This is a genomic window from Lysobacterales bacterium, from assembly GCA_016703225.1.
In the GTDB taxonomy this organism is placed as follows: Bacteria; Pseudomonadota; Gammaproteobacteria; order Xanthomonadales; family Ahniellaceae; genus JADKHK01.
In genome coordinates this window covers 232,560-252,074 of sequence record JADJCM010000002.1, presented here as the reverse complement: position 1 = coordinate 252,074, position 19,515 = coordinate 232,560, and the positions used below count along the sequence as shown (strand labels likewise).

The 19,515-nt window shown below is 64.0% G+C and carries 16 protein-coding genes and 1 pseudogene; 5 read left to right on the top strand and 12 right to left on the bottom strand.

Features of this window, described 5'->3' with window-relative positions; genetic code table 11:
• Positions 1–116: 116 nt before the first annotated feature.
• The 5 genes and pseudogenes from IPG63_09695 to IPG63_09675 all read left to right on the top strand — a co-directional run bounded on the left by IPG63_09695 (position 117) and on the right by IPG63_09675 (position 7,427).
• Positions 117–1,538, top strand: a complete 1,422-nt coding sequence (locus tag IPG63_09695) for a mannose-1-phosphate guanylyltransferase/mannose-6-phosphate isomerase (GenBank protein MBK6727516.1) — start codon at positions 117–119, stop codon at positions 1,536–1,538.
• A gap of 93 nt (positions 1,539–1,631) precedes the next feature.
• The gene (locus IPG63_09690) at positions 1,632–2,645 is read left to right on the top strand and encodes a TIGR00266 family protein (protein MBK6727515.1); all 1,014 of its coding nucleotides are present in this window, start codon (positions 1,632–1,634) and stop codon (positions 2,643–2,645) included.
• A 49-nt stretch (positions 2,646–2,694) separates the two neighbouring features.
• Positions 2,695–4,302 carry an FAD-binding oxidoreductase gene (locus tag IPG63_09685; protein MBK6727514.1) on the top strand — a complete coding sequence of 536 codons (1,608 nt, stop codon included), beginning with the start codon at positions 2,695–2,697 and terminating at the stop codon, positions 4,300–4,302.
• A pseudogene (locus IPG63_09680) lies at positions 4,299–5,880 on the top strand (glycerol-3-phosphate dehydrogenase/oxidase). Before IPG63_09685 ends, IPG63_09680 begins: the two are co-directional and overlap by 4 nt.
• The gene (locus IPG63_09675) at positions 5,877–7,427 is read left to right on the top strand and encodes an FGGY-family carbohydrate kinase (protein MBK6727513.1); all 1,551 of its coding nucleotides are present in this window, start codon (positions 5,877–5,879) and stop codon (positions 7,425–7,427) included. Before IPG63_09680 ends, IPG63_09675 begins: the two are co-directional and overlap by 4 nt.
• Before the next feature lie 73 nt (positions 7,428–7,500).
• Here IPG63_09675 and IPG63_09670 read toward each other — a convergent pair whose 3' ends face one another.
• The 12 genes from IPG63_09670 to IPG63_09615 all read right to left on the bottom strand — a co-directional run bounded on the left by IPG63_09670 (position 7,501) and on the right by IPG63_09615 (position 19,432).
• Positions 7,501–7,875, bottom strand: coding sequence for a signal peptidase I (locus IPG63_09670; protein ID MBK6727512.1), 375 nt, complete (start codon positions 7,873–7,875; stop codon positions 7,501–7,503).
• Between the two features lie 206 nt (positions 7,876–8,081).
• Entirely contained in the window at positions 8,082–8,297 is a 216-nt protein-coding gene (locus tag IPG63_09665; protein MBK6727511.1) for a type II toxin-antitoxin system HicB family antitoxin, read from the bottom strand.
• A 5-nt stretch (positions 8,298–8,302) separates the two neighbouring features.
• Positions 8,303–8,491 (bottom strand): type II toxin-antitoxin system HicA family toxin, encoded by a 189-nt coding sequence (locus IPG63_09660; GenBank protein MBK6727510.1) that lies wholly within the window; start codon positions 8,489–8,491, stop codon positions 8,303–8,305.
• Positions 8,492–8,581: 90 nt separating this feature from the next.
• Complete coding sequence (locus IPG63_09655) at positions 8,582–9,325, bottom strand: hypothetical protein (protein ID MBK6727509.1); 744 nt, start codon at positions 9,323–9,325, stop codon at positions 8,582–8,584.
• A gap of 1,335 nt (positions 9,326–10,660) precedes the next feature.
• Positions 10,661–11,188, bottom strand: a complete 528-nt coding sequence (locus IPG63_09650; GenBank protein MBK6727508.1) for an HNH endonuclease — start codon at positions 11,186–11,188, stop codon at positions 10,661–10,663.
• A 137-nt stretch (positions 11,189–11,325) separates the two neighbouring features.
• Positions 11,326–12,198 (bottom strand): hypothetical protein, encoded by an 873-nt coding sequence (locus IPG63_09645; GenBank protein ID MBK6727507.1) that lies wholly within the window; start codon positions 12,196–12,198, stop codon positions 11,326–11,328.
• Between the two features lie 108 nt (positions 12,199–12,306).
• Entirely contained in the window at positions 12,307–13,077 is a 771-nt protein-coding gene (locus IPG63_09640; GenBank protein MBK6727506.1) for a hypothetical protein, read from the bottom strand.
• Positions 13,078–13,184: 107 nt separating this feature from the next.
• Positions 13,185–14,714 carry a group II intron reverse transcriptase/maturase gene (gene ltrA / locus IPG63_09635; GenBank protein ID MBK6727505.1) on the bottom strand — a complete coding sequence of 510 codons (1,530 nt, stop codon included), beginning with the start codon at positions 14,712–14,714 and terminating at the stop codon, positions 13,185–13,187.
• Positions 14,715–15,358: 644 nt separating this feature from the next.
• Entirely contained in the window at positions 15,359–16,861 is a 1,503-nt protein-coding gene (locus tag IPG63_09630) for a PH domain-containing protein (GenBank protein ID MBK6727504.1), read from the bottom strand.
• On the bottom strand, positions 16,845–17,324 hold the full coding sequence (locus IPG63_09625) for a PH domain-containing protein (protein ID MBK6727503.1): 480 nt from the start codon (positions 17,322–17,324) through the stop codon (positions 16,845–16,847). The genes IPG63_09630 and IPG63_09625 overlap by 17 nt, the downstream gene beginning before the upstream one ends.
• A 64-nt stretch (positions 17,325–17,388) precedes the next feature.
• Positions 17,389–18,735, bottom strand: coding sequence for a HAMP domain-containing histidine kinase (locus IPG63_09620; protein MBK6727502.1), 1,347 nt, complete (start codon positions 18,733–18,735; stop codon positions 17,389–17,391).
• Positions 18,704–19,432 (bottom strand): response regulator transcription factor, encoded by a 729-nt coding sequence (locus IPG63_09615; GenBank protein MBK6727501.1) that lies wholly within the window; start codon positions 19,430–19,432, stop codon positions 18,704–18,706. The genes IPG63_09620 and IPG63_09615 overlap by 32 nt, the downstream gene beginning before the upstream one ends.
• Positions 19,433–19,515 lie beyond the last annotated feature (83 nt).

Genomic DNA, 19,515 nt, shown 5'->3' with positions numbered 1-19,515 from the left:
GGCAGACCGGACACGCCTGGCCGACGCCGACCAGGCTTGGGTGAACGCGGCACTGGCACTAAGATTCAGCGCACGCATCTCCCCGACTCGTTCGGAACCGATCCAAGCAGGACCTCATGCTGATTCCCGTGATTCTCTCCGGCGGTGCCGGTACGCGTTTGTGGCCGGTGTCGCGGCGCCTGTATCCGAAGCCGTTCATGACCCTGCCCGATGGCGACACCCTGATCGGCAAGACGCTGGCGCGGGCGCAGGCGGTGGCTTCGCCGGAGGCGCCGGTATACACGGTGACCGGGCGCGACTATGCCTTCATCACCCGCGATGCCTACGCCAAGCACCCGGAGTTCGACCCGGCGCGTGCGCGCTACCTGCTCGAACCGAGCGCGCGCAATACCGCACCGGCGGTGATCGCAGCGGCGCTGAAGATCCAGGCCCGGCATGGCGATGACGCCTTGATGCTGGTGCTCGCCTCGGATCATCTGATCCGCGATGTCGATGCCTTCAAGGAAGCCGTGGGTCGCGCTGCACACCTGGCCGCCGCCGGTCATCTCGCCACCTTCGGCATCGTGCCGACGCGCGCCGAGACCGGCTATGGCTACATCGAACGCGGCGCCGCGATCGGCAGCGATGGCTTCGAGGTCAAGCGCTTCGTCGAGAAGCCCGATCATGCAACAGCCACGCGTTATCTCGACTCCGGCGGCTTCTACTGGAACTCGGGCATGTTCTGCTTCCGCGTCGGCAGCCTGATCGAGACCGCCGCCAGCACCTGTCCGGACGTGCTCGCGGCCACCCGTGCCTGCATCGTTGCAAGTCAGGACGAGGACAGTCTGGTGTTCGATGCCGACGCCTTCGCGCGCATTCCGGAGATCTCGATCGACTACGCGGTGATGGAGCGCGCGAGCCAGCGCGCCGTGGTGCCGGCCAGCTTCGACTGGAGCGACATCGGCTCGTGGAATGCGCTGAGCGATCTGGTCGAATGCGACGAAGTCGGCAACCGTCGGCTCGGTGAAGCGGTGTTCGTCGGGGCCGCACGCAACTACGTGCAGGGCGGAAAGCGCATCATCGCCGCAGTCGGCGTGTCCGACCTGATGATCATCGACACCGAGGACGCGCTGCTGGTCGCGCATCGCGAGCAGTCGCAGTCGGTCAAGCACGTGGTCGACGTGCTCAAGCGCAGCCAGCACAGCACCACCGAACTGCACACCACAGTGCATCGCCCCTGGGGCAGCTACACCGTGCTCGAGGACGCCCCCGACTGCAAGGTCAAGCGCCTGACCGTGAAGCCGGGCCAGGTGCTGTCGCTGCAGAAGCATTACCGTCGCAGCGAGCACTGGACCGTGGTGCGCGGCACCGCCAAGGTGCGCGTCGGCGACGAGGAGAAGCTGCTGCACCGGAACGAGTCCGTGTACATCCCGATGGACACCCTGCACCGCCTCGAAAACCCGACCCCCGACGACATCCACTTGATCGAAGTGCAATGCGGTGATTACTTCGGCGAGGACGACATCGTGCGGCTGGAAGATCGGTACGGGCGGTGTTGATTTCGCGATTCCATCGGGCATCCCGCGTCACCGATCGCGCCGCACGCGGCGCTCCTACAGACAGATTGCAACCAAGCGCAGAGAGGCAAGCATATGCACCAATGGTTCCTGAGCTACAACGGACAACAGATGGGTCCGCTCGACCACGCCGCCGCGGTTGCGCAGGCGAGCACGAACCCGAACGGGCATTGCTGGCGCCAGGGTTTCGCCGAGTGGATGCCGATCGGCAAGTGCAACGAACTTGCGGCGTCCGCCTCGCATGCGATGGTCGCGCCGCCACCGCCAGCGACGAACCTGGGCACACGTGCGGACGAGATCGACTACAAAATCTTCGGCTCCGACATGCAGTTCGTCGAAGTCGAACTCGACCCCGGCGAGAGCGCGGTCGCCGAGGCCGGTTCGCTGATGTACAAGCAGCCAGTGGTGCGCATGGACACGGTGTTCGGTGACGGCTCGCAGCAGTCGGCCGCTGGCGGCTTCATGGACAAGCTGCTCGGCGCGGGCAAGCGCATCATCACCGGCGAGTCGCTGTTCACCACCGTGTTCACGCACAGCGGCAATTCCGGCAAAGCCAAGGTCGCGTTCGCGGCACCGTATCCGGGCACGATCATCCCGTTCACGCTGTCGAACTACGGCGGCAAGATCATTTGCCAGAAGGACTCGTTCCTGGCCGCGGCGCGCGGCGTGTCGATCGGCATCTTCTTCCAGAAGAAGGTGATGACCGCGCTGTTCGGCGGCGAGGGCTTCATCATGCAGAAACTCGAAGGCGATGGCCTGGTGTTCGTGCATGCCGGCGGCACCATCGTCGAACGCGAGCTCGCTGCCGGCGAACGCCTGGAGGTGGACACCGGCTGCGTGGTCGCGATGACCAGCAACGTGCAGTTCGACGTGATCCCGGTCGGCGGCGTGAAGTCGATGCTGTTCGGCGGCGAAGGCGTGTTCCTCGCGCAGATGACCGGCCCCGGCCACGTCTGGATGCAGTCACTGCCGTTCTCGCGCATGGCCGGCCGCATGTTCGCCGCCGCCTACCAGCGCGGCGGCTCGAAGGAGGAAGGCTCGGTCCTCGGCGGACTCGGTGGCATCCTCTCCGGTGATCGCGGGTTCTGACTTGGCGTGACGGTGCGGCGCCGTCTGCCGCACCAGCGGAGAAGCAACGATGCGGCGATGGAACGGATGGGGCGATGACAGCGTCGAACTGAGCCTGGTTACGCCGGTGCTGGAATTCCTGGCTGCGGCGATCGGGCCGGGGACGGCGCCGCGCGATGCGGGTCTCGATGCGGCTTGTGCGGCGGTGGCGGCGCAGGTATCGCGGCTGCCGGCGCATGATGCGATCGACACCGCGGCGGAGGCGCGCCTGCGCGCGAGTTTCGGGCAGAGTTGCGGAGACTGGCTGCGGCTGCGTTTCGGTGTCATCGGCACCGTGTGCGATGGCGTCGCCGAGCCGGATTCGGTCGCGGAGCTGCGCGCGCTGCTGGACTGGGCGAGCGCGCACCGCTTGCGGGTGATTCCGGTCGGCGGCGCGACCAGCGTCGTCGGCCATCTGACGCCACCCGCGGGCGAGCGCCCGGTGCTGGCGCTGTCGCTGCGGCGCCTGCGCCGCCTGCTGTGGATCGACGCCGATGCGCGCCTTGCGCGCTTCGAGGCCGGCGTGCTCGGCCCCGATCTGGAAGCGCAGTTGCGCGCGCAGGGCTGGATGCTTGGCCACTACCCGCAGAGTTTCGAGTTCGCGTCGCTCGGCGGCTGGGTGGTGACGCGCTCCTCGGGCCAGCAGTCATCGCGCTACGGCCGCATCGAGGCGCTGTTCGCCGGTGGCCGCCTGGACACGCCCAGTGCGACGCTGGAGCTGCCGACCTTTCCGGCCTCGGCCGCAGGCCCGGATCTGCGCGAGTGGGTGCTCGGCTCCGAAGGTCGCATCGGCGTGCTCAGCGAAGCCACGGTGCGCATCAGCCGCCTGCCCGAGTGCGAACGCTTCATCGCCGTGTTCCTGCCCGACTGGGACCGCGGTGCCGCCTGCGCGCGCGAACTGGCGCAGGCACGCCTCGGACTGTCGATGCTGCGCCTGGCCAACGCGCTGGAGACGCGCACCACGCTGACCCTGGCCGGACACGGTCGCCAGGTGGCGTGGCTGGAGCGCTACCTGCGTCTGCGCGGCGTCGCTGCGGGCAAGGTGCTGATGCTGGTTGGATGTACCGGCTCTGGCGCACAGGTGCGCGCGATGCAGCGCGAGGCGGCAGCGATCTGGCGCCGCCACGGCGGAGTCGCCACTGGCGGTGCGCTTGGCCGGCGCTGGGAGGCGAACCGCTTTCGCAGCGTCTACCTGCGCAACGCGCTGTGGCAGCACGGCTACGCGGTGGACACCATGGAAACCGCCTGCGACTGGCCCAAGGTGACGCCGATGCTGCACGCCATCGAACAGGCCGGGCGCGACGCGCTGGCGACGTTTGGCGAGCGCGCGCATGCCTACACCCACCTGTCGCACCTGTATGCGCAGGGCAGCAGCGTGTACAGCACCTTCGTGTTCCGCGTCGGGCCTGATTTCGATTCGAGTTGGCGCCGCTGGCAGGCGCTGAAACAAGCCGTGAGCATGGCGATCGTTGCGCACGGCGGCACCATCAGCCACCAGCACGGCGTCGGCAAGGACCATGCGCCCTATCTCGCCGCCGAGAAGGGTGAAGCCGGCATCGCCGCGCTGCGCGCAATGGTCGACCACTTCGATCCGCACGGCGTATTCGCCAGCGGCAACCTGCTCGAAGAACGCGCATGAAGCCGATGTCGCGCGCCGAGCGCATCGAGCGCCTGCGCAGCGGCGACGCGCTCGACGTGCTGGTGATCGGCGGCGGCATCGCCGGTGCCGGCATCGCGCTCGAAGCGGCGCACGCCGGTGCGCGCGTCGCACTGGTCGAGGCCAGCGATTTCGCCAGCGGCACTTCGTCGCGCTCGTCCAAGCTGGTGCACGGCGGCCTGCGCTATCTGAAGCAGGGCCGGCTCGGGCTGACGCGCGAGTCGGTGCGCGAACGCAATGCGTTGCTGCGCGCGGCGCCGGGACTGGTCGAGCCGCTGCCGTTCCTGTTGCCGTTCCATGTCGATACGCCGGGCAGCCGGCACGTGGTCGGCATCGGGTTGGCGATCTACGACGCCTTTGCCGGCCAGCGCACTCGCGCCTGGCTCGACGCCGCCGAGATGCTGCGTCACGCGCCCGTTCTCGCCAGTGCCGGGCTGCGCGGCGGTTGGCGTTACCTGGATGCGACCACCGACGACGCGCGCCTGACCCTGCGCGTGCTGCTCGAAGCCGAATGCGCCGGCGCGCTGTGTCTGAACTACGCCCGCGTCACCGCGCTGCTGCGCGACGGCGATACCCAACCGGTGCGCGGCGTGCGCGTCGAAGCCGAAGGCGAGGCTGCGTTCGAGGTGAGCGCGCGCTGCGTGATCAACGCCACCGGCTGCGGCGCCGATGCCTTGCGCGGTGGGCTCGGGTTGGCGCCGAGATTGCGGCCGTTGCGCGGCAGCCACCTGCTGTTCCCGGCCTGGCGCTTGCCGGTAGCGCAGGCGGTGGCGCTGTTTCATCCCGACGACGCGCGTCCGGTGTATGCGATGCCGTGGGAAGGCGCGACCCTGGTCGGCACCACCGACCTCGACCACCAGGTACCGCTGGAACGTGCGCCGTCGATCAGCCATGCCGAAGTCGCCTACCTGATGCGCGCCCTGCACCGCCAGTTCCCGTCGCTTGGGCTGCGCGCCGACGAGGCGCTGTGCAGCTGGTCCGGCGTGCGCCCGGTGGTGTCGTCGAATCGCGACCTGCCGCCGTCGCAGGAAAACCGCGAACACCTGATCGTCAGCGAACACGGGCTGACCACGGTCAGCGGCGGCAAGCTCACCACCTTCCGCTCCACCGCGCTGCAGGTGCTGGAACAACTGCGCGCGCAGCTGCCGATGCTGCGCCCGCGCGCGGGCGAATGCCGCCGTATTCGCCATGCCGACCGATGCGGCTGCAAACGCCGCGCTGCCCGACTGGCAACGTCGACGCTGGCGTGGCCGCTACGGCGATGGCGTGGTGGACCTGGCGCAGCAGGAACCCGTGGCGCGCGCGCGCCTTGGGAGCGGTCTCGTCTGTCTTGCCGAGCTGCGCCATGTGTGCCGCCACGAGCAGGTGCTGCATCTCGATGACCTGCTGCTGCGACGCACGCGCATCGGCCTGAACGAAGCCGGCGCCGGTGAGGCGCTGCTGCCGGAGCTGCGCGATCTGCTCTGCAGCGAACTTGGCTGGGACGCTTCGCGCTGGGACACCGAACACGCGCGCTATCGCGCCCTGTGGTCGGCGCAGCACGCACTACCGAGCGCATGAGCACGCCGCTGCTGCTCGCGCTCGACTGCGGCACGCAGAGCGTGCGCGCGATGCTGTTCGACGGTGCCGGCAACTTGGTGGCGAAGGCGCAGACCGCGCTCGATGGCTACCGCTCGCCGCAACCGGAATGGCACGAACACGACGGCGAAGCGCTGTGGCTTGCGACCGCGGCGACCTGCCGCAAGCTGTGGGATCTGCCTGCTACGGCGCGCGACCGCGTCGCCGGCGTCGCCGTCACCACCCAACGCGGCACGCTGATGCCGGTCGCTGCCGATGGTCGCGTGTTGTCTCCGGCGATCACCTGGCTGGATCGCCGCCGCGCCGCGCATCCGCCGCGCCCGGCGTGGCCGTGGCGCGCCGCGTTCGCGGCGCTCGGGCTCGGCGCCACGGTGCGCGACTTCGCCGCCCGCGCGCAGGTCAACTGGATCGCCGAGCAGCATCCGGAAGTGGCGCGTTCGACCGCGCACTGGCTGCTGGTCTCGGGGCTGCTGCACCTGCGCCTGTGCGGGCGCGTGGTCGACTCGGTGGCGAACCAGGTTGCCTACCTGCCGTTCGATTTCAAGCGCCAGCGCTGGGCCGGCGCACTCGACTGGAAGTGGGGCGCATTGCAGTGCGCGCGCGCGCAGCTGCCGCAGCTGTTCCCTGTCGGCGCGGAACTCGGCCAGATCACGCCCGAAGCATCGGCTTCGACCGGCATTCCCGCCGGGCTGCCGGTGTTCGCCGCAGCCGCCGACAAGGCCTGCGAGATCGTGGGCAGCGGCGCCGTCGCCCCGCACCAGGGCGCGCTGTCGTATGGCACCACCGCGACCTTCAGCATCACCACGCCACGCTACCTGGAGGCGACGCCGTTCGTGCCGCCCTACCCGGCGCTGCTGCCGGGCCAGTACAACTGCGAGGTGCAGATTTTCCGAGGCTATTGGCTGGTGCGCTGGTTCAAGGAACAGTTCGGACATCCGGAGCAGGTGCTCGCCGAAGGCCTGGGCGTCGCCACCGAGTCGCTGTTCGATGCGCTGATCGCGCAGGTGCCGCCGGGCTGCGACGGGCTGATGCTGCAACCGTACTGGTCGCCCGGCGTGCGCCATCCCGGGCCCGAGGCGCGCGGCGCGATCATCGGCTTCAGTGACGTGCACACGCGCGCGCACCTGTATCGCGCCATCCTCGAAGGCCTCGGCCACGCACTGCGCGACGGACGCGAACGCATCGAACAACGCGGCGGCTGCGCGGTGACCGAACTGCGCGTCTCCGGCGGCGGCGCGCAATCCGATGCCGCGATGCAACTCACCGCCGACCTGTTCGACCTGCCGGCGCAACGCGCGCACACGCACGAAACCTCGGGTCTGGGCGCCGCGATGGCGATCAGCGTCGGCCTCGGCCTGCACCGCGACTTCGCTGCCGCCGTCGCCGCCATGAGCCACTGCGGCCGCCGCTTCACCCCGAACCCGGAAAATGCCCGCGTCTACGCCGCCCTGCACCGCGACGTCTACCGCCGCATGTACGCGCAACTCGCGCCGCTCTATCGCCGGCTGGCGCGGATCGCGTCGCCCTGATCCATGGAGCGCATTGCACGCCCCAAGTGCAGCAAGACCCGGCCGAATGGTCCGGCCGGGCCTCTGGTTCTGATCAACTCGCGGTAGCAGCCGCAGGCCCCTGGTACTTGGCGTCACCGAAGCCCAGCATCGGATAGAAGATCGGACCCAGCAGCGCCAGCCCGACACCGAAGCCGGTGCCCTTGCCGAAGCTCTTGGCCATGTCGATTGACACGATGATCATGACCACGAGACTGACGATCGGGATGAGCAGCAGCACCAGCCACCAGATCGGACGTCCGACGATCTGCAGCATGACCACGATGTTGTAGATCGGAACCAGGCAAGCCCATCCAGGTTGCCCCGCCTTCACGAACACCTTCCAGAAGCCCGCGAGGATCGCGACGATCACCGCGAGCCATACCAGCATCATGATCGAAGCAATGATTCCACCACCTGACTCATCCATAGCGAATTCCCCCACCCTCGTGCGAATCCGACGCGAATTGGTTGCGCCCAACCCGGTCGCGCCGCCGGAAAGGGCAACCCGATCATCGAACAATGCAGCGGTCCCGGCAATGCCAACGTTAGCCGTCACTTTCGGCGCGCGCTCCCCCTTGGCGACCAGACTCGCAAGGCGCAGCGCCCAACAGAGCGTCCTTGAGCTGTTGCACCTCAGGCTCGGACGATGTCCACGTACTCAACGTGGCTGACTGGAGGCGGGACTGGCATCCCATCCTCGCGAAGCCCCGCCAGATGGAAGCCGATCGCCTCACGGATCTGATGCTCGACTTCCTCGATGGTGCTGCCAGTGGCGATGCAGCCGGGAAGGTCAGGGACATAGGCCGAGTAGTTAGCTGCAGCCTGCTCAATAACGATCGCGTAGCGCATGACAATTACCTCTTGAGGCCAGCTTGCTTGAGGACGCTACTGAGCGTCCCAGGTGCCAAATCATCGCTCGGCTTGCCAGGAATAGTGACCCGGCCGGCCTTGGACGGGTGCTTGTACTGGCGATGGCTCCCGCGAGTTGCTGCAAGGAACCAGCCATCCGCTTGCAGGAGCAGCAGCACTTCACTGACTTTCATGCGGCAAGCATATCGTGGGGCTGGGTGTCACCTAACGCCTGAACTAACTCGTGCCGCGAAGCGGCATCCGGTTGAATGAATTGTTAGGGCTCACTCTCGGATCCCCATCACTGCCTCGTATTCGCAGCAGTGCGCGAACAGATGGTCAAATAGCGGCTGATGCCCCAGTGCGCGTGCAGCTATGGCAAATGCTGAAACGCTGCGATAGAAGTAGTTGGCAATGTCTTGGCGGTGCTCCGCTTCTCGTGGCGTGCCGGACATCCCTCTTGTATGAAATCGTGGTGGGTCACCGCCATACATGTCCATAATCTGCGGTGAAGCCGCATGGACATAACCAGAGTACGCCTTGCTTAGAGTTCTTGTTGCCCCAATGTGGCCGCTTGGATTGGGTGTTCCAATTGGGGATTGTGCAATATATGCACGGATCTTCTTGCGCCTGACCATTGGCCTATCCTGGGCGGTAGGCAGTCCTGTTGCAGGGTCGAATTCTTCCGCGAAGAATGCCTGCAAATACTCTGTATGTAACGATGTTTCCCCGCCGTACATGCGAGGGATGGATAGAAAAGTAATGTCCTCTCCGATCTCATCTATGAGTCGTTGCAGGGCTGCCTGTTCTTGAAATAACCCAGCGTCAAGAAGCAAGTGGGCGGCCCGAAGACCAGAAGGCAGGCGCGCGAGCTTCTGAACAATCGCTTGCTCAGGTAGCTGCTCCACATATCGATAAACGAACGAATCCTTGAACGGTACGGCGCGCGGTGGCCGAACTAATGCGGAAAGCGCATCTAACGCGCGGTCCATCTCAATCAGTGATTCTTGATAGAAACGTGTCGGCATGTTTGGTGAGCCCTAACGCCGCATTAAGCCGCCGCGGCGCGGAAGCTGGTTTGAGCGAAGGGCCCGATCCGCGGTCGGCTTGAACGCATAGTTAGGTTTCAATGGATCAATTACAGATCTCCTTCACCTGCGCTTCAGATACTCCACTTTTCCGCATTCCTTCAACAAGTGCGTGCGAACATTCTGAAGATTTAGTCTTGTTAATAATTGGGTCCGGGCTAGTCAACGACATCTTTGGGCACCCTGCCTTGATGCTTTCAAGAGCGGATCCCAAGCCTTCCAAATTCATGTCTCCTGACTCGATCCCACGAACCAACGTGGAGACCTGGTAACGGAGCCGCTTGCTAGAAGTGAATTCAGAGAACTCGTTACCCTTCAAGATTACTGAACGAATTCTCTTCTCCATATCAGTAGCCAACCTCAGTTGCCTCGGTGGGTTTTCATCAAAACGGAGCGTAAGGGACTGCACTCCACCGGGAATTGTCAGATACAGCGCCTCAGCGGATAGTTGCACTGAATAGTTATCTTCGAATATACCGGTACAAATTATTTGATCATTCATGGGATCTTGAGACCTCAGGACCTTCCAGTTCCCAGCCTTCGAGGCTAGCTCAGCATCCTTGAGGCTTTGACTCCATGCTCCACAGGGCTGAAAGAGACACAATGCCAGCAACCAGATAATAGTCCTTGCTTTCATAACGATCCCTCCTTAAGTGGTGAATTGAAACCTAACGCCGTGTTAAGCCGCTGCCGCGCGACAGCGATCGCAAGTGCGAACTGATGGGACGGCGGTCGGCTTGAACATTTAGTTAGGCCTTTGCGCTTGAAACGAATTGGCAACGCAGGTTACTCTTCCCCTGATTCTGCTTCCAGCACAAGGGTTGTTCTCGTCACTTTAACCGTCAGATTTACCTGAGTGGGCGGAACGAAAAGTACGCAGCCTGCGCCATGTCCGGACTGAACCTCAGGGAGAAAGTGACCTCCGGCCCAACCATGCTTCGGCGCCTCAGCAGCGAACCAGCGCTTAACCGTTTTGCCGATTCTTTGAGCCGATTCGCCTGTTGCCTGATTATATAGTGCGAGAATTCGTGACGCGGTGCAAAGTGCTGCACGGTCTTTCAATTTGCATGAAGCCGGTGTTGGAAATTTGAACACAGCCATATTTTTCCCCTGTTTGGTTTGAAGTTCAGTCCCGAACGTCTTTTTGCTTTATTCTATTCGACCCTCTCTCTCTCGGCTCTCGATAATGACTTCAGCCGAATCCTCGGTTCAAAGGCCTAACGCCATGCTAACCGGCCGAGGGCCGAGATGATTTGGTTTGAACATAGTTAGGCACTACCTGCGGCGGCGATTGCCTGTCGATCGCATGCCGCCTGGTGTTTCAATACCAGCCAACGTTTGAATGTCCTTTGCCGAATACTTCGGCCATCCAAGGCGCGCTGATTCAGCGCGAATCGTTTGGACGGAGGTATCTATCGCGGAGTGTAGCTTTGCAACCTCATTTGCGACAAGTGTAGCCAATTCAGGTGGCAATTGATGGTGAGGCTGGAAGGAACTTGCACACCACTCAAGTGCGAGGAAAAGCTTTTGCCCAAACGTTTTCTCATCTACGCATTTCTCATGCAAGAAGTCTTCAAATGGCTTGTCTCTGCGTTCAGTCGAGTTGCATCTTCGGCACGCGGGCACACGATTGGATATGCCGTTAGTACCACCTTGGGACGAGGGCACAACATGGTCCAACGTAAAATCGTCCTTTAGCGATGGAAGTGACTTGTCACAATAGAAGCACACTTCGCCAAAATAACCGCGGAGTTCACTAATCTCGTTCCAAGTAGGCTCCGGATCAACAATGCCCCACAGCATCCTACGGAGCGCGTTCTTGGCGATTGAAGGGGTCCGTGCCATATGTCGGTAGTGCCTAACGCCGTGTTAAGCCGCCGCCGCGCGACGGCGTGTGGATGATACGAGCAACTTCCTCGGCAGCCGGCTTGAACACTTAGTTAAGCAGCACGCCGAAACTTGACGACTTTTAGGGCGACGCCGAGAAGGCTAGCTCTCTGCTTAAGCTCTGTGGTTAATTCTCGCTCGGTTACTAGAATTGCGTGAACATCCACCTCATAAGGCGCGTGCTCAGCACGCTTTACCTCGCGATACTTCACGCACTGATAAACACCGCGACGAAAATCCTCATCATTAGACCGTGAGGACTTGACCTCTACCATCCTAAACGTGGTGCCGGAAGCAAATACAACATCAACTTCGTCCCCCGATTGCAAGCGATCCTCAATCTCGCCCTTTCCGAATTGACTTCCTAGCCCAATGCGATGTGGATTGCTCGCCACCCAATTCTTTAGAGCTTTGTGCTCCTCGCTCTCGGCCAAGCCGCCGTAACAAGGGAAATTGAAATCATGTTCGTTTCCTTCAGGCTCTCTCAGTTTGCTCAGAGCTGCACCACCAAAGAGCTTGCGATTCAAACTCGCCCACTTCGTATACTGAAATATCTTCTCGCGCTCCGCGCCAACGATGCTCAGCTTTCGTGATCGAGGAATGCTATCCCACTTGCGCAGTGCGATCTTCTTGTAGCGCTCGGCAAGGTATCCTCCCGCGCCTTTACCCGGAACCCCGTCAGGCCGGCTAATCAGTACATTGATGAGTGGGGCTCGCGGATCTAGCTCTAAAATCTTATCCATCAAAGAGCCAGCCACATGCCCAATATGAGTAGAAAAGATCTTCTCAAGCCCGAGCTGGCGCTCAAGTTCAGCTGCGATCGCACCATAAGTGATAAACGGCTCACCTGCTTCAATACATCGCAACAACATCGCCATAGCGAACTGCGGGCCGTCGTCTCGTAGCTGCTTCAGTGTGTACGTCATGCGCAGAACTCCTCTCAGGGGACTCGAACAGCTCGCATTGCCGCCTAACGTTTGACTCAGGCGGCGTGCCGTAGGCACGTCCGTTTGAAGGAAGGGTCATGCCTCACTCTAGAACGGCAGATCGTCTTTCTTTTTCTCTGGGCGGCTCAGCACGAATTGCGCATCGTTTGCGTCTATCCATTCCCACCCTGTTTCGGCCACCGCCAATCCGGGATAGCTCTCCCCATCCTGCTCGTTCCATATTTCCTGCTCTAGAATGAGGTTCTTCTGCAAGAGGCGACGGACGGCAAGGTTGAAGCCCATGTTGGTGATACCCGCGCGTTCAGCGCTCCGCTTCACATTGCTAACTCCAGTTGCGTGGTCCGGCAGATAAGCATCGCCTGCTATCACTGCAAGCACGAGAATCTCCGGCTGCGAAAGGCCATGAACTGGTGAGACTGGGTCCGTTTCCGCAATCTTGTCGAGCACAGCGTCCTGCTTGACTATTGCAGCAATCTTCGCAGTGAGGCTATCGCGCAGCTTGTCGAAGTCGCTCGGGGAGTCTGCCAAGTACGGAATGATGCTTCTGTGCTGGATATCAAAGGGATACTTCTTTCCGGGCCGCTCCTCCGAGCAGACCATTACGACCGGCCGCTGTGCGGCGAAAGCATAGCCAAGTTCGTACCAGACATTTGGGTTGTCAGCGGTGATGTCCGCCAAGCAGATAGTGGCGATGCGGATTCCCTTCTCAATCGATTCGATTGGCACAAGCACGCCTGGATCATGATCGACGCGATACGCCTCTAGCCCTGCAGCTTCGATCGCAGGCTTGTAGATGTCTTGAAAACGCTTGTCGAACTTGCCGGAGTCGAATGGCTGGATTACAAAGCAAGTGGCCATTGAGGCTCCTGTGAGGCAAGTCAGCTTCAGATTGACGCCGATACCCGTAGCCTATCCCGGATTTGCGACGTGGGTGATAGGACAAATCATCGCGGTAGAGACGCGCCTCACGGCACGCCCCCCGCACAGATCCCGGCGGGCGTGATTGACGCACCGGGCTCCCACCTTGGGTGATTGGCGGCAAAGCGCACGCTCGGCCACGGATGGCTGATGCGTGCAGCAGGCAGGTAGTCGGCGGCGATCTGAGTCATGCGACTCCAGGTAGTGTTGGCCTTCTGACTGCGTCGATTCAAAGTGCGTCGCCAAAGAACGACGACGTGGTGCCGGAACGCGTCCAGCGCCCGGAAGTTGGTGGGCACCGCGTGGTAGCCGAACCAGCCGCGCACGACCTGCGCCAGCCAGCGCCCTTGCTCAGGGATCGCCCAGTGCATGCGCCGTTTGAGCAGCAACTTGATCCGCGCCAGCGTCGCCCGCAGGCGATCCCGACGCGAATGTCGTTGCAACTGGAAGCGCCCGTGCCGATCCTCTGCACAAATGTGCGTGAAGCCGAGGAACGTGAACGTCTCCGGTTTGCTCTCGCCCCGCCGTGCGCGAGCCGATTTGGCGAAACGACCAAACTCGAGCATGCGGGTCTTCTCCGGATGCAGCGTGAGCTTGAACGTAGCCAACCGGTCGCTCATCGCCCGACGGAACGCTTCGGCATCGTCGCGGTACTCGAAACCGAGCACGATGTCATCGGCATAGCGCACCACGATCATGCGGCCCTGCGCGTGGCGTTGCCGCCACTGTCTGGCCCACACGTCAAACGCATAGTGCAGATAGATGTTCGCCAACAGTGGCGAGATCACCGCACCTTGCGGCGTGCCTTCCAACGTCTCTCTGACCGATCCATCTTCCATGACACCGGCGCGCAGCCATTGCCGGATCAGCTTCATGACCCGAGGGTCACCGATCCGATGCGCCACGAACCGCAACAGCCAGTCGTGGTCCACCGTATCGAAGAACCGCTCGATATCGGCATCCACCACCCAGTTCACCTTCGCACGATCCACTCCGACCGCGAGCGCATCCAGCGCATCGTGTTGGCCACGACCGGGGCGGAATCCATACGAGAAGCCGAGGAAGTCTTCCTCATACACAGCGTTCAACACGCTCACCAGCGCCGACTGCACGATCTTGTCTTCCAGCGCCGCGATGCCCAATGGGCGCAGCCGTCCATCCGCTTTCGGGATGTACTGCCGTCGCGAAGCCTTCGGTCGATACGTGCCGCGATGCAAGCGTTCATGCAGGCTGCGCAGATTCGATGCTCGATTGGCCTCGTAGTCCCGCCACGTCACGCCATCAATTCCCGGCGCCGCATTCTTCTTCAGCGTCGAGAACGCCGCATCCAGCAGCTTGGGCGTGACTTGATGCAGCAAGGATGTGAATCGCTCCTGCCTTTCCTGCCTTGCTCTTTGCCGCACGCGTTGGAGTGACCGCTGCACGCTTTCCCGGCTCTGCGTCCGGCACGTGGATCGCTCCCGCGCGTTCCCCTTGGCCCCCAGCCTTCGCTCCATCGACTCCGCACTCGTCCCGAGCTTGTTCGCCGACTTCATCGCTACTACGCCAAGGTCTGACTTCTCCGGTCCGTGCATCATCGGCTTCGGCTCCTCACCTTCCCGATGCGGGCCGTACGCAGACCTCGCGCACGGCCAGACTGGAGACCTCCCGGTTCCCAAATGAAGCGCGTATCGACATGCCAGGTTCTAGCGACCACGCCGAGCGCGTGGGTGCTCGCGTTAGCGCACCCACGACTGTTGCCTTCCGCCGAATAAAAAGCGTCGGCACTCGGGATCAGGGTTATTTCGCGGCTCAATGGCTGGCCTACCGACACCCCTGTCAACGCTTCGCCGCTCACCTCGCGATGACCAACGCATGACTCGGGGACATTCATGGATCGCTACTCCTTTGATGTCAGGGACTTTCACCCTTTACGCTTCACCGGTTTCGCCGGCGCACTTACTCGAACCTTGGCGCTTGTCCGCTGCCGTCTATACCCATGTGTTGAACAAGGGTGGGCGCGGGCGCGAGTCCGCTGGATCGTGGCGGGCAGTGATTGCGTTCCGGGTTGTGCGGCGATGGCTGCGGCAATTTGCGGCAGGTGGGCGGATTGGTTGAGATGGTGAGCGGGTTTGCGGCGCGGGTCGCGTGACAGCGGGTGGGACGCGTCGGTTTCGATCAGCAGGCGCTCGGGCGGAATGTGCTGGGCCGGTTCGCGCAGGTGCTGGTCGCCGCCCTCGCCTCAGGACCGCGCCGCCCTGCGCGCCAGTACCGCGAACAGGGCGCGGGCTTCGGCGAGGGGGAGGTAGGGGATGTGGATGCCGTGGCCGAGGGGGTTGGCGGCCATGCTGTCGATGCGGACGCCAGCCATGCCGGCGCGGCGGTCGAAGGGGCTCTGCACCAGCTCGACGACCTGCAGCTTGTCGAGCTCGATCAATGCGTAATGGCGCGACCACCAGCCGCTGCGGTAGGCGAGGAAGCGTTCGTCCATCGCGTAACGGGTGAAACCGGCCCAGCCGCGTGCGGCCGTGGCTGCCCACGGCACTCCGAGCAGGGCGAGCAGGCCGGGCGCGCCGAACCAGAAGCCGAGCCCGCATGCGGCGAGCATCGAGAACAGCAGCGGCCAGCGCGCGCGCCGGCGCCAAGCGCGCACGTGCAGCGGACGCCAGGGCAAGTCGGCCAGCGCCGGTGCGGCGACGATGCGCGCCAGCAGCGCATCGACCTGCTGCGGTGTGGCGATCGGTGCCAGCCAGTGCAGCTTGCCGCTCTGGTCGTTGTATTCGCGCACACCGCCGGCGACGTCGGTCTTCAGGTTCATGCGCCCGAACCATCGGTGCAGCAACGACTCCTCGACGTGCAGCATCTGCAGTCGGTCGATGCGCGCGCTGCCGTGTGCGTGCGTGAGCAGACCGCCACCGGCACCGAGGCGATCACCCTCGCGCTCGAGCCGGAAACCGTAATGCACGAGCAATGCCAGCGCGATCGACAGCACCCGCAGCAGCGCAAACAGCAGCGCCAGCAGCAAGGAAGCCGCGAGCGCCATCGCCAGCGGTCCGGCATGCAGCGCCGCCACTTCGCCCGCAGCTACTTCGGCCAGATTGAATGCCGGCCGGAACAGGTGCTTGCCGCCACCCGGGTCGAACTGCCAGAACGCCGCGAACGCGCCGGCGACGACGACCATGCCGCGGTTCGAGATCAGCCCGAGGCGCAGCAACTCGCCGACCGGCAGCGTCAGCAGCTCCTCTCCTGCCGCTGCCACGACAGCGCCGTCGGCAGCGGATGACTGCGACTCGAGCGGCGGACGCTGCGCACGCAGCAACAGCACCAGCGCGTCGGCGTCGGCCAGGCGCAGCACTTTCATCACCGCCTCCGGGCGCAGCCCACCGCCGGATTCCAGGCGCAGCTCGGTGACGCCGAACGCACGATGCAGCACATTGCTGCGGCGCGCGATGTTCTGGATGCGCGCGAACGGGATGTGGCGCTCGGTGCGATCGAAAATGCCTTCGCGTACCACCAGTTCGTCGGCGCCGATGCGGTAGCGAAAACCGAAGCTGTAGACCAGCGAGTACAGCGCCAGCAGCACGGCGCCGACGATGGCCAGGAACTCCCACCACTGCCCGCGGCCGAACAGCAGCAGCAGCACCAGCGGGAAAGCCACTTCGCGCAGCTGCGTGATCAGCACGAACAGCCACGAGAACGGATGCAGGCGACGCTCGCCGCCGCGCGCCTCAGGCGCCATCGGCATGCGCCTCGCGGTCGAGCAGCGCGTCGCGCAAGGCCTCCGCCACTGGCCGCGGCAGACCCGGCAGCTTGAGGCTCTCCAGATGCGTTCCAGCGGTGTGGATGCTGACGCTGGCCATGCCCCAGCGCCGATCCAGCGGCCCTTGCTGGATCTCGGTGTGCTGGATGCGCGCACGCGGCACGAACAACTCGCCGCGCCACCACACGCCGCGGCGGATCAGCACGCCATCGGCGAGGTGCGTCGCCGAGTACCGCGCGGCGTAGCGTCGGGCGTAGCCAGCACCGAGCAGGAAGCCGAGCACCACTGGAAGCAGAAAGGCCAGTGGCAGCGGCAACCAATCGAATGCAACCGCGACTGGCACCAGCGGCAAGGTCAGCAGCAGCGCATACAGACTGCCATAGGCCAGCGTCCACACTGCGCGCATGCGCGGGTGCAAGGGCAGCATTCCGAACCCGGTGGCCGGCATGGGCGTTACATCCTGGTCGATCATCGGCCCTCGCCAGTCAGGCGCGGATTGCGCGCCATCGATCTTAGTCGGCAGCGGACACGAAGGGCTGGGCCAGAGGTAACTCGATCGTCGCCTTGGTGCCGATGCCGAGCGTGGATTCGAGCCGCAGCGGCCAGCCGAAGCGGTCACTGAGACGACGCACGATGGTCAGCCCGACGCCGTGGCCGCCCTTGCCCGCACCCTTGCCGCGGTAGTACGGCTCAAAGGCGTGCGCCACGTCCTCGGGCGCCATGCCGCGGCCGCTGTCGTCGACGCGCACGAAGCCCGGGCCGATGGTGACCACGACTTCGCCGCGCTCGGTGTACTGGCAGGCGTTGCGCATCAGGTTCGAGATCAGCACCGAGAACACGCGGGGCGGCGCGATCAGCTCGAGCTGCGCCTCCTCGACCATGCGCACGACGACGGACTTCCCGGCGACCAGGTCCTGGGCGCGTTCGACTTCTTCGGCAACGATGTCGTTGACGCGGAAGCACTCGTTCTGCAGCCCCTTGTCGCCCTCGCGCGCAAGAATCAGAAAGGCCTGGATCAACGCCTCCATGTCGCGCGCCGCGCGCTTGATGCGCGCCACCGAGCGCGCGGCGAAGTCGGCCATCGGCTCCTCTTCGAGCACGTCGGCGGCGACCTTGATCACCGTCAGCGGCGTACGCAGTTCGTGGCTGGCATCGCGGGTGAAGTTGCGCTCGCGCGCCACGAACTCGGCCTTGTGCTCGGCGAAAGAGCGGATCGCGTCGGCCAGGATCACCACTTCATCGTTGGCATCACCGGTCGCCACCAGTGCGTTGATTTCCTGCCACTCCGGCGCCTTCGGATCGTGTTCGCGCACCACCTCGGCGAGCCGGATCAAGGGCGAGACCGCGCGTCGCGAAGCGCGATAGGTGATCCACGACACCAGATAGACCGTACCCAGCACCAGCGCCAGAGGCGCCAGACCGAACCAGAGGGCGAGCCGATCAACCTGGTGCTGGTCGAACACCAGCCAGAGGCGGTGGCCATTGCGCTCGCTGACCAGCACCAACTCGTCCAATGCATCGGCATGGATGCTGTGGTAGCCCGGTCCGAGTTCGCGCAGGTAGGAGGGAATCGCAGACGCTGGCTCGGCGCCACGTCGCAGGTATCCCTGCAGGTTGTAGGTGTCCGGCAACGCCGCCTGCGCATCGCGATCGAGACGACCCCAGAAGTGCTGGGCTTCCTCGACCAGCGCGCGGTGGATCAGCACGTCGCGCAGCACCAGCATGGCGGCATAGACGCCGACCAGCGTGGCCAGCGCAATCGCCACCGTCTGCAGCACGAACGCGACCCAGAGGCGGCCACGCAGGCCGCCGGCGGGCGCTATCGCCTCAGCCGGCCTGGGCGGCGACGAGTTCGGCATCGAGGTCGGCCAGACGATAACCGGCGCTGTGGATGGTGTGCAGCAACTGCTTCGCGAACGGCTTGTCGATCACCTTGCGCAGGTTGTACAGGTGGCTGCGCAGCGTGTCGGAATCCGGCAGCAGATCGCCCCAGACCTCGCGTTCGATGTCGCGGCGCGAAACCACGCGCGGCGATTCGCGCATCAGGATGGTCAGCAGCTTCAAGCCGATCGGCGACAGCAGCAAGTCCTTGCCGTCGCGCGTCGCGCGCAGGGTGGCGGTATCGAGCACCAGGTCGGAGACGCGCAGCACTTCGGTCGAGACCTGGCGGCGGTCGCGCCGGATCAGTGCGCGGATACGCGCCTCCAGCTCGCGGATCTCGAACGGCTTGACCAGGTAATCGTCGGCTCCGGCATCCAGCCCAACCAGTTTGTCGTCGAGCGTGTCGCGCGCCGTCAGCATCAGCACCGGCGTCGACTTCTTGGCCTCGTTGCGCAGCTTGCGGCACAGATCGAGCCCGTCCATGCCGGGCAGCATCAGGTCGAGCACGATCACGTCGTAGGGCTCGGCGATCGCCAGGCGCAGCCCGGTGATGCCGTCGCTGGCGTAGTCGACGCTGTAGCCGCGACGCTCCAGGAATTCGCCGACCATTTCGGCGATGCCGCGATTGTCCTCGACCAGCAGGACCAGACCCAGGGAATCTTCTTGCACGGACATGACCACACTCCTTCACCATTGTGAAGATTGCACCGCAACGACTGTCGTGTCCACGTGAAGACGACGCTCGAGGCAGGCTTGCC

Bases quoted from the DNA above. Each gene is read 5' to 3' on its own strand.
- IPG63_09695 (MBK6727516.1), top strand. From the start codon at position 117: ATGCTGATTCCCGTGATTCTCTCCGGCGGTGCCGGTACGCGTTTGTGG.
- IPG63_09690 (MBK6727515.1), top strand. From the start codon at position 1,632: ATGCACCAATGGTTCCTGAGCTACAACGGACAACAGATGGGTCCGCTC.
- IPG63_09685 (MBK6727514.1), top strand. From the start codon at position 2,695: ATGCGGCGATGGAACGGATGGGGCGATGACAGCGTCGAACTGAGCCTG.
- IPG63_09675 (MBK6727513.1), top strand. From the start codon at position 5,877: ATGAGCACGCCGCTGCTGCTCGCGCTCGACTGCGGCACGCAGAGCGTG.
- IPG63_09670 (MBK6727512.1), bottom strand. From the start codon at position 7,875: ATGGATGAGTCAGGTGGTGGAATCATTGCTTCGATCATGATGCTGGTA.
- IPG63_09665 (MBK6727511.1), bottom strand. From the start codon at position 8,297: ATGCGCTACGCGATCGTTATTGAGCAGGCTGCAGCTAACTACTCGGCC.
- IPG63_09660 (MBK6727510.1), bottom strand. From the start codon at position 8,491: ATGAAAGTCAGTGAAGTGCTGCTGCTCCTGCAAGCGGATGGCTGGTTC.
- IPG63_09655 (MBK6727509.1), bottom strand. From the start codon at position 9,325: ATGCCGACACGTTTCTATCAAGAATCACTGATTGAGATGGACCGCGCG.
- IPG63_09650 (MBK6727508.1), bottom strand. From the start codon at position 11,188: ATGCTGTGGGGCATTGTTGATCCGGAGCCTACTTGGAACGAGATTAGT.
- IPG63_09645 (MBK6727507.1), bottom strand. From the start codon at position 12,198: ATGACGTACACACTGAAGCAGCTACGAGACGACGGCCCGCAGTTCGCT.
- IPG63_09640 (MBK6727506.1), bottom strand. From the start codon at position 13,077: ATGGCCACTTGCTTTGTAATCCAGCCATTCGACTCCGGCAAGTTCGAC.
- ltrA (MBK6727505.1), bottom strand. From the start codon at position 14,714: ATGATGCACGGACCGGAGAAGTCAGACCTTGGCGTAGTAGCGATGAAG.
- IPG63_09630 (MBK6727504.1), bottom strand. From the start codon at position 16,861: ATGCCGATGGCGCCTGAGGCGCGCGGCGGCGAGCGTCGCCTGCATCCG.
- IPG63_09625 (MBK6727503.1), bottom strand. From the start codon at position 17,324: ATGCCGGCCACCGGGTTCGGAATGCTGCCCTTGCACCCGCGCATGCGC.
- IPG63_09620 (MBK6727502.1), bottom strand. From the start codon at position 18,735: ATGCCGAACTCGTCGCCGCCCAGGCCGGCTGAGGCGATAGCGCCCGCC.
- IPG63_09615 (MBK6727501.1), bottom strand. From the start codon at position 19,432: ATGTCCGTGCAAGAAGATTCCCTGGGTCTGGTCCTGCTGGTCGAGGAC.